The following is a 14,080-nucleotide window of genomic DNA, read 5'->3' as shown; positions in this document are numbered from 1 at the left end:
GTTAGCCGGTTTGGACGATTATCTCGTGCACAATGGAGCTCTCGAAGGCGGCGTTAGCCGTTTTGGGCGGTTATCTCGTGCAGAAGAGGGCCTTTGGTGGCGGCGTTGGCCGGTAGTCCCTCCACGATTCAGTAACTTTCCATGTCCAAAATGTCCAAATTCGGCTCGGTCGATCCGGCCAGTTCGGTCAGCAGCTCGATCAGCAGCGTGCGCTTCTCCTCCGACATCGCGCTCGCGATCGCATCGGCCGCTTCCCGAAGCGCAATGGCCGTTTTCTTGATGATCGGCTTCGCCTCGTCGACGACGCGAATCAACGTAGCCCGTCGATCGTCGGGATCCGGGATGCGGACAATGACATTTTCCTGTTCGAGCGCGTCGACGAATTGGGTGACGGTACGCGCTTTGATGCCGAGCTCGGCGGCCAGATCGCTCATTCGGATTTCGCCTGCATGCAGGACCACCCGCAAAAATCGCATCCGCGGCCCCGTCAAATAAGACGGGATTTCGCTTTCGCTAAGCCGTTCCGCCAATTGACGATGGATGATGTGACTGGATTTGAACAGCGCCTCCAGCAGCACCCCCGGGGAAGAAGCAACTTTCGGATCCGAATACTGATTCATGGACTCTATCCTCCTCTGCGCGCCTGCCTGCCGGATCGGACCAAACCGAACGCTTTTCGCAAGTGTTTCGCTAATAGTGAGTATACACAATATCCGCTTACTCTCTCTTATTCATTGTACGCGAATTCTCGCCATCTGAAAAGGAGATCCCAAGTCAAACCTCTCTTCTATCTCCGCACCGCCAGTTCGGTCGGACTTCTACGGATCTCCCCTTCGCAACCTTCAGCTCGGCGTCAGCTTCGACGGCTCTCCTCCTCAGTATTCTTTAGCTAGACCAGGAGTTCCGACGCTCCCCCTCTGCTGCGACAGCCAACCTACCCCCTGACTTGCTAAAAAAGGGGCACGCCTCGGGCTTTCCCCGCCTTAACGTCAATCTACACGCTAGTAAAGGACTAGTACTTGCAAAAGTGCAACTGTTTTCGACGAATCGTCCCCTTAACCCACCATTAGCTGCAAAAGCACAACTAAAATCTAGCCAAAACGGCAAATCCGCCGTTCTATCCAGAATTAGAGGTACGAATGCAACTATATTGCACAAAAGCCCCATTTTCGCGAAAATGAGATGCACGATTGCAACTAAATAGAAGTTTGCGGTCATTCGTCGAGAAGGTGAGGAGTGACTAGGAATCGATGGGCCGGAACGAAAGTCGGTAATCAGTTCGGCCGGATCAAAAGCGGGAATGGATTCGCGACTTCGAAAGCGGGCTGCGTCGGGTGATTGCAAACGGAGGTCGGTGATCGGTTCGGCCGGACTGGGAGTGTGGAACGGATGGTTCAAGCAACGGCCGAGTTTGGACAAGAACGAAGGTGGATTAATCTCGGTATCCAGGCGGCGGTTGGCTTGACGGTCAACGACAGCTAAAAGGACGATCGCCGGGATCGTCCCCTTTTTGGTGAGCAGCGCCGCCCCTATCCTGAAACGCGAGGTTGCGCGTGAGCTTCCCCGTCGATGTCGACGCAGTGCGGCCCGGCGATGGCGCCCTTGCCCGCTTCCTCGCCGCGATGGCCGGCCGTCCCTGCTAGGCCTCGATCGGCGCTCCGCCCCTGCTAGGCCTCGATCGGCGCTCCGCCCCTGCTAGGCTTCGGCCGGCGGACCGCCCCGGCCCGCCTCCGCGACGAAGGCCGTCAGCATGCGCACTCCGAAGCCGGTCGCGCCGACGGCATGCTGCCCCCGAGCGGAGGATGACTCCTTCGGGCCGTTCATGTCGATATGTACCCATCGGAGCGACGGATGGACGAACTTGCGCAGGAAAAGCGAGGACGTGATGACGCCCGCTTCCCCTTTGCTGCTGATGTTGCTCGTATCGGCGTAGTCGCTGTCCAGGTAAGCTTCGTACTCGTCGACGAGCGGCAGCTGCCAGATCCGCTCGCCGAACGGCTCGCCCGCGTGCTTGAGCGCCTGGATCAACGCGTCGTCGCCTAATGCGCCCGCGATCCGGGAACCGAGGGCTCCAACGACGGAGTGGGTGAGCGTCGCCAGATCGATCGCCACCGAAGCGCCGATCCGATGCGCATGGATGAGCGCGTCGGCGAGCACGAGCCGTCCTTCGGAGTCGGTGTTGCCCACCTGAACGGTCACGCCGTTGGCGTAGCGGATCACCTCGCCCGGCAGGAGCGCCCGGTCGGAGGGGCAATTTTCCGCCGCCGGCACGAGCGCGGCCACGCGAACCGGCGCGCCGCTGCGGACGAGCGCGTCGGCGGCGCCGAGCACGGCAGCCGACCCGGCCATGTCCATCCGCATGTCGCTGATGTCGTTGTCCCGCTTCAGGCTGATGCCGCCCGTATCGAACGTGATGCCCTTGCCGACGAGCGCAACGAGCGGCGCCGCCTCGTCTCCGTCGTAGCGAACCTCGATAAACGCGGGCGGATTCGCGCTGCCGCGGCCGACGGCGGCGAGACCCGTGAATCCGAGGCGCTCCAGCGCCTCGCCTTCGTGCACGGTCACGCGCGCCGACGTGCCCGCGAACCGCTCGACCGTCCGCTCCGCCAAGTCGCGCGGACGAAGGCCGTTCGGCGGCTCGTTCGTCAAATCGCGCGCCCAGATCGTGCTCTCCGCGCGGATGAGGGAGAGACGCATCGCCCCCCGGCAAGCCGGACTGTCCGCGGCGTCGATCGCAAAAGCGAGGCTCGGCTCGCTCCGCGGCCCCGACTTGTACTTGTCGAAGGCGTACGCGCCGAGCATCGCGCCTTCCACCCAAGCGGCGACGGCCTCCGCCTCGTCGAGCGCAGCGGCCCCCTCCGCCCGCGCCAGCGCGAAGGAAACTCCCGCCTTCCGGCGGCCGTCCCGCACCAGTGCCCGTCCCGCGTCCCCAGCCGCCTCGCGCAGCCGCAGCGGTCCGAAGTCGGCAGCCGCGCCCAGGCCGACGAGCAGGACGTCCGGACGGCCGTCCACACCGTACAGCCACGTGACCGCATGCCGCTCGCCCATCCCCGGCTTCAGCTTGGCGGCCAGCGCCCCGATCGCCGGGACGTTTCCCGCCTGCGGGAGCCGGTCCGCAAACGCGGGCAGCACAAGCGCGTCCGCCCCGCCCCCAGTTCCCATCCCCGCTGCGCCCAGCTCGAACTTCATGGGGCGGCGCCCCCGTCCGCCTCGACGATCCAAGTCTCGAACGACCGGCTGCCGGCCTGCATCCGGATGACGCGCGCTCCGCGCGCTAGCTTGCCATAGCAGTTATATCCCGTAACCCTTCCGTAGCAAAGCCGAATGCCGTGCAAGGTGCCGCAATAGTCGTTGTCGTGGTCGTGACCGACGAAGGTGCCCATGACGTCGCCCATTTGCACCATCGCGCCGAACAAGCCGGTGTTCACCCGCGGACACTCCACCCGCTCCTCCTTCGTCCCGACGAGGTCCGTGTCGCTCTGCCACGCCTCGTCGTACTCCGGCACCGGAATGTGGAAGAAGGCGAGCGCCGGCAGCGGACCGCCGGCCTCCGCCGACAGCCGCCGGGACTGTTCGACGTACCAGTGGATCTGATCTGGCTGAATCCAGGCATAGCCGCCGATCGGCTCTGGCGCCTCGATGCCCGAATCGAAAAAGTAAAGCGTCGCCGCGTCCGTCCCCGCTTTCCGAACTTGCAGCACGAAGTTGCCTACGCCGCCGATATCCGCCGGCCCCGCCTCCGTGAGACAGTTCGGGTCCTCGCGCTGGATCGCCAGCAGCTGCTCGCGGGTCACTCCGGCTTCCGCGTCGTGGTTGCCGAAGACGGCGGCCCACGGCACGCCGGACGACGACACCGGCGCAATCGCCCGGCGGAACGACGCCTGCGGGTCCGGCACGCCTTGGCTCCAGATCATGTCGCCCGTCAGGACGACGAGATCCGGCTGCGCCTCGGCGATCAGGCGCGAGACGAGCGCCGCGGTGCGGCCGTCCTGTTCCCGGTCCTCCGGCTTGTCGTCGCCGTAGTGCATGTCTGTCAGCTGCAGGATCGTAAACGATCCGTCCTCGCGAAACTTTAATTCACGCTTCTGTTCCCCGTTCACTTCCGATTCCTCCTTTTCGTTAAACGGCGCCTTTACTTCCATTCACCCAAGAGCGGCCGATAAGCCTCTAAATAGTCGGCTGTCAGCTGCTTGGCGAGCGAGTACGAGCCGACGAGCGGATGCGAGGTCAGCGCCTCGATCGCCAGTTCCTTGGAACGTTCGCGCACAGCCTCCACGGTCAACCGCTCGAAGCGCTTGACGCTGCGCATGAGCAAATATTCCGCCTCCGGCACTTCGCCGATCGGCACCGGCACGGCGCCGTTCGCGCCGATCCGGCACGTGACTTCGACCACGTCGTCGTCCGCGAAGCCGGCGATGCTGCCCGCGTTCGGAACGGACAGGACGACGGCACGTTCGGAGCCCGACTGCAGCGCGTCCACGAAGTCGAGCATGACGCCCGCGTAGCCGAGCGACTCCGGCAGCTTCAGCTCCTCGGCCGGCAGCTCCGGCTTCGCGGCCGAGTCGGTTTCGATCGCCATGTAGGAGGCCTCCCGCTTCTGCGTATAGTAAAGATACGTCTGCAGCGCCTTCTCCGGCTGCCTCGGGATGTCGATTACCCTCAGCGCTTCGAGCATCTCCCGATTGTTATACGCGATCATCCGGCCTCTTGTCTCGCCGGCCCGCCGGATATTGGCGATCGCCCGCTCCCGGTGGTAGTAGTAATAAAGATATTCGTTCGGCAAGTACGGCAGCGATCGCAGCAAATCCGGATCGAACATCGCGAATTCGCCGACGCGGGACAGGAAGGCGGGATCGGTCTTCAGCCCCGCGAGCCGGTCTTCTCCCCCATAAACCGCCTTGCGGATCCAAGACAAGTGGTTGAGGCCGAAAAACTCCACGTAAAGCGCCTCCGGGTCGAGGTCCAGCGCTTCCGCCATCCGCAGCTTTGTGTGGCTGGGCGTGTCGCAAATGCCGACCACCCGATCGTAGCCCGCGCTCCGAAGCGCCTGGGTGACAAGACCGGAAGGATTGGAGAAATTGAAAATCCAGGCGTTCGGAGCGACTTCCCGCGCGAGCGCGCAGTAATCGAGCAGCACCGGAATCGTGCGCAGCGCCATGGAGAAGCCAGCCGGCCCCGTCGTCTCCTGCCCGAGAAGCCCGTATTGCATGGCGATCCGCTCGTCCTCGGCTCGGGACGCTTCCTTGCCCGCGCGGATCGTCGTGACGATGTAGTCCGCGCCGGCCAGCGCCGACCGGGGATCGGTCGACAGCTCGATGTCGAGGGACACGCCGCTGCGGGCGACGACGACCCGGCAGAGCTGCCCGATCGTCTCGAGCTGCACCGGGTCGACGTCGAGCAGCACCAGCTTGTCGATGCCCGCCTGCGTCGCGCGGAGCGTCAGGCTTTGCGTGAACAACACAGCCCGGACGCCGCCGCCGCCGATTAACGTCAATTTCATTGCGCTACCTCCCAATGATCCGTCGTTTGGGCGATCCGTTCGCCGACGAACCGCTCCAGCTCGGCGCGATCGCGGACGCCCGCGCTGCCGCCGAACCGGCTGACGGACATCGCGCCGCAGGCGTTGGCGAACAGCAGGCACTGCTCCGTCCGATGCCCGTTCAAGTAACCGTACATGTAGCCTGCATTAAAGGAGTCTCCCGCGCCGGTCGTATCGACGACGTCCGCCTCGAACGCGGAGCGGTACGCGACCCGGCCGCCGATCGCCGCCAGGGCGCCCGCTTCGCCGAGCTTAAGCACGACGTGCCGGCCGTGCTTGGCGAGCTCCCGCAGACCGCGCTCCGCAGAGGCGCAGCCGGTGTAATGCCGGGCTTCGGTCTCGTTCAGAAAGAAGACGTCCACTTCCCGGATCAGCTCGTAGATGCCCTTGTACCATTCGCCCGTATCGTCCCAGCCGACGTCGAGCGAAGTGGTCAGGCCCAGCTGCTTGAGTCGCCGCGCCATGTCGACGTATTCCGCATGGTTGCGGCTGCCGCGGTAGCCGGTGAGATGGACGTGCCGGCCGAGGGCGACGCTGTCCATATCGAGCTGCTGCAGACTCAGCTCCTCGTTGGTTCCGGTGTACGTAATAAACGACCTGTCCTTTTCCGGATTGATGGCGATCGAAATGCCGGTGTTGCGCCGACTGCTCGTTCGAATATACCTGGTATCGATACCATATTGAAGAAAACGTTCGCGGACGAATTGGCCGAATCCGTCTTCCCCGAGAACGCCGTTAAATGCGATTTTCATGCCCAGCTTCGCGAGCGCCAAGCTGAACAGCGCCGCGCCTCCCCCGACGTGGAGGGTCATCTCGTTCACTAGCACTTCCTGACCGGGCGCGGGCATCTCGTTGCATCCCGCCACGACCAGATCGATATTGGCGTCGCCGATCACGACGACATCGTATGGTTTCACAGTTGGTCACATCCCCGTTGGCTTGCGGATTCCTCCACTCTCTTCCTTGCTACTGTTCCTCCCTGCGCTGGCAGCTTTCCCGTTCGACCAGCCGGTGCGCCAGGACGACGTCCTCAGCCTGCGCCGATTCGCCCGCGATCTGCTGCAGCAGGACGTTCATCGTCACTTGGCCCATTTGATGGATGGGCTGCTCCATCGACGTCAGCGACGGACGGACGAGCTCCGTCAACTGGCTGCCGTCGAAGCCCATGACGGAAATGTCCTCGGGCACTCGCAGCCCCGCGTCCCGGATGCAGTTGATCGCGCCCACCGCCATGTCGTCGCTCACCGCGAACACCGCCGTCGGCGGATTGTCGATGCGCAGCAGCTCTTTCATCTGGTCGTAGCCGCTTTTGACCTTGTAATCGCCGAAGCGGATATGCTCGTAGACGAGCTTTTGGCCGCGGTCCGTCATCGCGTTGCGGTAGCCACTGTACCGGTTCTGTCCGGACGTGATGTCGCGCATGTCGCCGCCGATGAATCCGATCGTCTCGTGGCCCAGCCCGATCAGGTATTCGGTCGCCTCGTACGCTGCCTTGTAGTCGTCCACGATGACCGACACGAAGGTTTGGTCCATCGGCTTGACGCTGGAGAAGATCACGGGCGTTCCGATCTTGTGGATGAACTGCCGGATCGGTTCGTTGATCTTTTCGTGCATGATAATGATGCCTTCGACCCGCATCTCCTGAAATACGTTCAAGTATTTGAGCTCCTTGTCGATATCCTCGCTGATGTTGCAGACCAGCAGATTGTACTCGTTCTCGCTGGCTACGCGCTCGATGCTGCTCAGAATCGTCGAATAGAAGCTGGAAGTCAAATCGGGCACGATGACGCCGATGAGATTCGTCTTTTTGCGCACCAGACTGCGGGCGATCTGGCTCGGCGCGTAGCCCAGCTCCTCGATCACCCGGTTGACTTTGGCGCGGAGATCGTCCTTGACGTACTTCTCCCCGTTCAGCACCCGGGATACGGTCGTGACGGATACGCCGGCGCGTTTCGCCACGTCTTTGATTTTGACCGTCATCTTGCTCACCTCGTTCATCCGTCTTCTTCGTTTAACAGGATGAATTCGGCGGGAAAGCCCCTATCTCCTGTCTGATTACAGGTCTTGGCCAATAAATAATGGCTGGGAAAACGCGCTGTACCCACCTTCGAGATAGACCGCGATTCGGACGTAATCTTCGTCGCCGCGGCACACGTATTTCGCCTCGCGGATCCGGCCGGTCGTCTCCTGCAGCACGCGGCCGTCCTTGCCGAAGAAGGTGACGTATTTGTACATCCGGTCCAGCAGGTCGTTCGAGCGAAGCTCGGCGACGATCGCGTCGCCCTCCGTGCGGATCGCCTCGAAGCCGTAGCCCGTCGACACGTAGAAGTCGCCGCGCCGGATCGCCTCGAGGATCGCTTCGGGCGAATTTTCCCGCGCCCGCACGACGTTCCAAGCCCGCTTCTCCTGCCCGTAGACGTGGGAATCGTCGTTGCCGAAGCCCCATACGTGGCGCCCGGCGGACAGCAGCGCGTCCCATTTGTCAAAGGCGATGTCGTATTCCGGGTTGCCGTCCCCGTTGTAGACCTCCACGCCGAGATAGCGTTCCATTCGAAGCATGTCTTCGAGCTTCCAGTAGTTGGAGAAATACCGGTTCGGATGGACGAGCACCGCGAATCCGCCGTTCTCCGTCGCGAGGTCGACGAACCGCTGATAATTGCCGATCGTGAATTCGTTGCTGTAGTCGTCCATGATCGCGCGCGGCGGCTGAACGAGGAGCATATGCGTTTCCTTGCTGCTCACCTCGATCGCTTCAAAGACGGTCGGGATGTCGCGCTTGCCGTCCAGCGGCGTGATTTTGTCGTGATCGGAGATGCCCAGGAAGTCGTAGCCGCCGTACATTTTGTAGACCGATTCCAGCGGGAACCAGCCGTCGCTGTTGGTCGTGTGGTTGTGGAAGCTTCCGCGCAGCCACGCGCCCTCGTTCGTATACGGATTGCCGATCTTCATCGTTGTCCCGCCCTTTCGGATCCCCTATTCTTTCATCGAGCCGATCATGATCCCTTTGGCGAAGTATTTTTGCACGAAAGGATAAATGAGGATGATCGGCGTCACGACGACGATGATGGTCGCCATTTTCAAGGAATTGCCCGTGATCTGAATCTTCTCGAGCATGTCGTACTTGACGCCGGCCGCTTGGCTGAGCGTATCCCGCATCGCTTCCGCGCTCATGAGCATCTCCTGCAGCAGCGTGGATAACGGACGAAGCGCCGCTTCGCGCACGTAGAAGGCGCCCGTGAACCAATCGTTCCAGTGGCCGACGGCGTTGAACAGAGCGATGACCGCGACGACCGGGCGGCTCAGGGGCATGATGACGCGCAGAAAGATCGAAAAGTCGTTGTAGCCGTCGATTCGGGCCGACTCTTCCAGACTCGGATGGATCTGCTGGAAAAACGTCCGGATGATGATCAGGTTCCAGGCGCTGTACAAGCTCGGGATGACGTACACCCAGATCGAATTGGTCAGGTGGATCGACTTGAGGAGCATATAGTACGGAATGATGCCGCCGCTGAACAGCATCGTGAAGAAGACGAGCATCATGAGAAATTTGCCGCCCGGCAGCGTCTTGCTCTTCAGCGCGTAGGCGGCCATGGCGGTCAGGAAAACGCTCGCGATCGTGCCGACGACGGTGCGGAAGACGGAGATCGCGAACGCCGTACCGATGTTCGCCGCCTGGAACACCTTCTCGAAGTTGTCCAGCGACCAGATGCGCGGCCAGAAATAGATGCCGCCCCGCTCCGCGTCTTTGCCGGGGTTGAACGACAAGGCCAGGATGTTCAGAAAAGGAAGAATGATCGACAGGCACAAAGCGATGATGAGCAGGTAATTGACGATCTTGAACGCTCTCTCGCCCGCGCTCAGCTTATAAAATTCGTTTCCCACGGTCCTCAACCTCCAGTTGGGGCGGAACGGCGGTTCGGTCCGCGGATCGGACCGCCCGCCGTTCGACCGCCTCTGTCAGACGCAAGCTGATCTGCTTCGACTTCTTAATTGAAGTTGACTTTCGTTTTTGGATCGTTGTTTTTGTCGGCAACGAGCTTCAGGTAATCGTCGAGCCCCGCCGCTTGCATTTGCTTCAAGGCGTTGTCGAGGATTTTTTGCGCGGCTTCCGGCGTCTTGCTGTAATACGCCTGAACCAGGCTGTCTTTGTAGTTGTCGAAGGCCGCCTTCAGATCGGTCCCGCGGTCGAATTCGCCGAGGAAGGCGTTCGGCGTGTAGCCGTCGACGACGTTCGCGGCTTTGCGTTTGTCGTCCCAATGCCAGTAGTTCGCGATTTTCAACGCGCCTTGGTCTTCGCTCTTCTTCAGCTTGTCGCCGTATTCCATCTCGCCGAAGTCAGCCATGTAGTCGATGTCGGTACTGCCGAGCAGCTCGCCCCAGTAGTTGCCGACGCCGCCGAAGCCCAGCTTTTTCGCTTCGTTCGGATCCTTCGCCTTCAGGTCGAGCACCTCTTGCTTCACGAGCGGGTTGCCGTCCGCGTCCAGCGTGTAGTCGCGGCCTTCCAAGCCGTATCTCCAGAGCAGCTTGCCTTCGCGGCTGGCGAGGAAATCGGCGAACTTGACGACTTCTTCGGGCTTCTTGGTCGAGGACGGAATCGCCCACGCGGAGTAGCCCGACTTGAACGCGACTTGCATCTGGAAAGCACCGTCGACCGTGTTCAGCGGGCCGAGCGGCACGTAGTGCATGTCTTGGTTAAAGTCCAGATAATTGTGCATGTCTCCGATAATCGCCCAAGATCCGTTCAGGGCGCCTTCGGTCGCGCGGCTTTCGTCCATCGTGAAAAACTCCGGCTGCAGCAGCTTTTCCTTCAGCAGCTTTTGGACGTACTCGACTTTTTTCATCGCGTAAGGCGTCTCGGATTCATGAAGGACTTTGCCGCTTTGATCCTGCTTGATGAACTGGCCGACTTCGCCCCATTCCAGATCGCCGAAAAGCTTGCCGATCTCTTGTCCGCCCCAATAGTTCGGGCCGATCGGATATACTTCCTTGCCGTTGCTGTCCTTGAAGTGGCCGTCCTTGATCTTTTTCGCGAGCTCGTACAGTTGATCCGTCGTCTTGATCGTGCTCGGATCGAGGTTCAGCGCGTCCGCGATATCCTTGCGGATGTACGGGCCGCCGACGTACTTGCGCGTGTCGTAGCCGCCCTGGCGATTGACATTCATGTGGACGAAGTAGGTGGAGCCGTTGAACTCCGGACGGAACATGACGCCGTACTGGGTATCGAGCGGCAGGAAACCTTCTTGCTCGTATTTGCTGTAGATTTTCGTGTTTTTGAGCAGCGGGGTCAGGTCGGTGAACATGCCTTCGCGTGCCGCTTTCAGCACGACCGGCATCTCCGGCCGTCCGCTGTTGTTCAGGTAGAAGGCGATGAAGTCCGGCAGATCGTTCGCGGCGAGACCGGCGATCAGGCCGTCGATCGAGTGGTCCGCCTTCATGATCTGGATTTCGAAGTCGACGCCGGTCATCTCTTTGATCTTCGCCTTGATCTCCGGGTTCATGTCTTCGGTATAGTCGTCGGTGCCCATGAACACGAGACCCTTGATCTTGCGGTCCGCCACCCAGGTCGCCGGCTTGCCCTCGGCGCCGGCCGATGCCGTACCGCTCGCGGACGAGTCGTTGTCCTTGCCGCCCGTGCAGCCGGCCAGCAGCATCGAAGCCATGACCGGTATCGTCCATACTTTCGCCCATCTCTTGCTCATACGTTTATCCCCTTTTCAGATGATGGTGTATGAAATTCGTCCGAAGACGGCTTTCACCGAAATTGGGTGTTACGCGAATCTGGTACCGTTACCATAATGAGGTATCGGAAACTTTGCGCGAGATACGGTTCGCTACGATGACGAGCACGAGTCCGATCAAGCCTTGCATCATGCCGACCGCGGTGGCGTATCCGTACTGCCCGCTCTGCAAGCCGACGCGGATAATGTAGGTATCCAGGATGTCGGAAAGCTGCATGTTGCCCGGCGTACGGAGCAGATAGAGCTGGTCGAAGCCCGCCGAGAGAATGTTGCCGAGCGACAGGATGAACAGGATGACGATCGTCGGCGTGATGGATGGCAGCGTAATGCTCCATACCTCCCGCAGCTTGCCCGCTCCGTCGATTTTGGCCGCTTCGTACATGTCGGGGTTGACGCCCGAGATGGCGGCCATGTAGATGATCGAATCCCAGCCGATGGACTTCCACAGGTGGCTGCCGAACATGATCTGGTAGAAGTACTTGGGCTCCATCATGAAGTAGGTGCCGCCGTCGCCTCCCATGCCCGAGATCAGCTGGTTCAGCAGGCCGTTGTCCGGCGCCAGCACGCGCTGGAGGAGCCCGACGACGACGACCCAGGACAGGAAGTGCGGGAGATACATGACGCTCTGCGAAACGTTCTTGAACCATTTGGAGCGGACTTCGTTAAACATGAGCGCCAGGATGATCGGGAACGGCAGGTACAAAAACAGCTTCATCGCGCTGATGATCAGCGTGTTCTTGATCAGCTGGCCGCTCTGGTACGAGTTGAAAAACGTCTTGAAGTAGTCGAAGCCTACCCACGGGCTGCCCAGGATGCCTTTGTTGAACTTATACTCCTTGAAGGCGAGCAGCAATCCGCCCATCGGAATATACGAGAAGACGATGAAAAACGCGATGCAGGGCAACAACATGAAGTACAGGTAGCGGTGCTGCAAGATGCTTTTCCATAGGGCGCTTCCACGGTTTTCGGACGGTACGGAGCTTTTTTGCCGCATCAATCTTGGATCACCTGCTTTGTGGGATTCGGCCTTTCGCCGGTCCATCTGCGCCCGATATGGTAGCGATACCAGAAAGGGCGAAAAAAAGAGGGACGCGGACGCAGCCTATTTCTGAAAACGCTTACCTGATGTCGAGTGTAACACGTCCCGCGCGAATTGGCTACCGTTTTTTTTCACGAACGGAGCAGCTGCAGCAGCCGATCGGGCCGGCGGGTCGTGATGGCATCCACCTCCATTCCGGCGTACTTGGCCATCGCGGCCTTGCCGTTCACCGTGTAGACCCAAACGAGCAGGCCGCGGTCATGCGCCGCCTCGACCACCTCCCGGCGGCACGTCCTGGCATTCATGTTGAGTCCCGCGCAGCCGCCTTCCTCCGCCTGGCGGCAGACGGATGCCGCGTAGGACGCGTACCGGAACGCCTGCGCCGGCGTGAGGAAATCCGGCGTGTTCATCATCGCCCGGATGTCCGGGAAGCGCTCCGGGATGCCGTCCGTGCAGCCGGTGACGTAGACGCGGTCCTGCGCGCCCCTGCGCCGGACGAGCTCCATCGCGGGCGCAATGGCGTCCGCTACTTTCACGTCCAGATTGAGCCGCGTCCCCTCGCGTTCCGAGAGCGCGATCGCCTCCTCGAGCGTGGCGAGCGCATAATCGCGATAGATCGGGTCCAGCCGGCTGCGGACGTCCGCCCGATTCAGCTCCCCGAACGCGTGCTCCCGCAGCAGCGGCGAGTCGTCGTGCAGCAAAATCGGCGTACCGTCGGCCGCGATGCGGACGTCGACTTCGACGATGTCGGCGCCTGCGTGCATCCCTTCGAGAAACGACTCGATCGTGTTGTCCGGGTGTACGCCGCAGCCCGTATGCGCCGCTACGAGCGTTTGTCCCATGATAATCCCTCCCCTCGCCGTTCAGCTCGCTCCGCTCCAGCAGCCGATCGGCCGGGCGTCACGGTATCGGAAGCCCTCCAGCTCCTGCAGGCGTTCTTTGATTTTCGATTCGACAGCAGCATATCGTGCAAGTCTCCTAGCTTTGTGAAGTAAGGTATCGCTCGCAGCTTCCGCGTCTCAAACGGCCAGACTCGCCGTTTCGAGCCCGACGACGCCCTCCATGCCGATCAGCGTCGCGATGGCTTCCTCGTATTTTTGCGCCTTCTTCAGCTTCACTTGCACCCGAATCGTCAAGTAGCGGCCGCCCGGCGCGGACGATTCCGCCTCCACTTCGACCGAGAGCTGACGGATCGCGAGACCGCATTGATTCAGGTACGCCAGCATAAGGCCGACGCCGGACGAGGACTGCTCCATCTTGATGAGCAGCTCCCGCACCGCCTTCGTTCGGGAAAACAGCTTCTCGATCTTGTTGAGCACGAACAAGCTGAGCACCACCAATACCGTCGATATGACCGCGCCGTAATAAAATCCGGCGCCGGCGGACAGGCCGATCGCCGCGGACACCCATAGGGACGCCGCCGTCGTGAGCCCCGAGACGGTAAGCCCCGTCCGCATGATCGTGCCGGCGCCGAGAAAGCCGATGCCGCTGATCACTTGGGCGGCGAGCCGCGCGGGATCGAGGCGGACGTTCGGTTCGGGCGCGAATGCGGCGAAGCCGTACATCGAGAGCAGGACGATGGCCGCCGAACCCAGGCAGACCAGGATGTGCGTTCGGAAGCCGGCGGAGTGCCCGCCGAGCTCCCGCTCGAAGCCGATCAGGCCTCCCAGTCCCAGCGCCAGAAGCAGCCGCAGCGTCATCTCCACCGGGCCGATGTGCCAAACGGCCGGGTCGAACGCAAGCCCCATGCCGCCACCTCCTTCG

Annotated in this window: 12 protein-coding genes; all 12 read right to left on the bottom strand. The window is 61.4% G+C overall.

Going from position 1 to position 14,080, the window contains the following annotated elements; genetic code table 11:
* Positions 1 to 128: 128 nt before the first annotated feature.
* Positions 129 to 620, bottom strand: coding sequence for a MarR family winged helix-turn-helix transcriptional regulator (locus LKX83_RS20090; RefSeq protein ID WP_227884229.1), 492 nt, complete (start codon positions 618 to 620; stop codon positions 129 to 131).
* Positions 621 to 1,695: 1,075 nt separating this feature from the next.
* A complete protein-coding gene (locus LKX83_RS20085; RefSeq protein WP_227884227.1) occupies positions 1,696 to 3,189 on the bottom strand; it encodes a leucyl aminopeptidase family protein in 1,494 nt (497 codons plus the stop codon).
* Positions 3,186 to 4,100, bottom strand: a complete 915-nt coding sequence (locus LKX83_RS20080; protein WP_227884226.1) for a metallophosphoesterase family protein — start codon at positions 4,098 to 4,100, stop codon at positions 3,186 to 3,188. Before LKX83_RS20080 ends, LKX83_RS20085 begins: the two co-directional genes overlap by 4 nt.
* 32 nt (positions 4,101 to 4,132) lie before the next feature.
* Positions 4,133 to 5,500, bottom strand: a complete 1,368-nt coding sequence (locus LKX83_RS20075) for a family 4 glycosyl hydrolase (RefSeq protein ID WP_227884223.1) — start codon at positions 5,498 to 5,500, stop codon at positions 4,133 to 4,135.
* Positions 5,497 to 6,456, bottom strand: coding sequence for a carbohydrate kinase family protein (locus LKX83_RS20070; RefSeq protein ID WP_227884221.1), 960 nt, complete (start codon positions 6,454 to 6,456; stop codon positions 5,497 to 5,499). The genes LKX83_RS20075 and LKX83_RS20070 overlap by 4 nt, the downstream gene beginning before the upstream one ends.
* 49 nt (positions 6,457 to 6,505) lie before the next feature.
* Positions 6,506 to 7,519 (bottom strand): LacI family DNA-binding transcriptional regulator, encoded by a 1,014-nt coding sequence (locus LKX83_RS20065; protein ID WP_227884219.1) that lies wholly within the window; start codon positions 7,517 to 7,519, stop codon positions 6,506 to 6,508.
* A gap of 75 nt (positions 7,520 to 7,594) precedes the next feature.
* Positions 7,595 to 8,488, bottom strand: coding sequence for a phosphoesterase (locus LKX83_RS20060; RefSeq protein ID WP_227884218.1), 894 nt, complete (start codon positions 8,486 to 8,488; stop codon positions 7,595 to 7,597).
* Between the two features lie 24 nt (positions 8,489 to 8,512).
* Complete coding sequence (locus LKX83_RS20055) at positions 8,513 to 9,421, bottom strand: carbohydrate ABC transporter permease (protein ID WP_227884216.1); 909 nt, start codon at positions 9,419 to 9,421, stop codon at positions 8,513 to 8,515.
* 104 nt (positions 9,422 to 9,525) lie between these two features.
* The gene (locus tag LKX83_RS20050) at positions 9,526 to 11,238 is read right to left on the bottom strand and encodes an extracellular solute-binding protein (RefSeq protein WP_227884215.1); all 1,713 of its coding nucleotides are present in this window, start codon (positions 11,236 to 11,238) and stop codon (positions 9,526 to 9,528) included.
* Between the two features lie 88 nt (positions 11,239 to 11,326).
* Positions 11,327 to 12,271, bottom strand: a complete 945-nt coding sequence (locus LKX83_RS20045; protein ID WP_227884213.1) for an ABC transporter permease — start codon at positions 12,269 to 12,271, stop codon at positions 11,327 to 11,329.
* 176 nt (positions 12,272 to 12,447) lie between these two features.
* On the bottom strand, positions 12,448 to 13,158 hold the full coding sequence (locus tag LKX83_RS20040; protein WP_227884212.1) for a glycerophosphodiester phosphodiesterase: 711 nt from the start codon (positions 13,156 to 13,158) through the stop codon (positions 12,448 to 12,450).
* Between the two features lie 177 nt (positions 13,159 to 13,335).
* Entirely contained in the window at positions 13,336 to 14,064 is a 729-nt protein-coding gene (locus LKX83_RS20035) for an MgtC/SapB family protein (RefSeq protein ID WP_227884210.1), read from the bottom strand.
* Positions 14,065 to 14,080: the final 16 nt, after the last annotated feature.

Origin of the sequence: Cohnella baijiui, assembly GCF_020731285.1 — a bacterium.
Taxonomy (GTDB): Bacteria; Bacillota; Bacilli; order Paenibacillales; family Paenibacillaceae; genus Cohnella.
The sequence above is the reverse complement of the archived record's forward strand: the minus strand, read 5'-3'. Positions and strand labels throughout refer to the sequence as shown.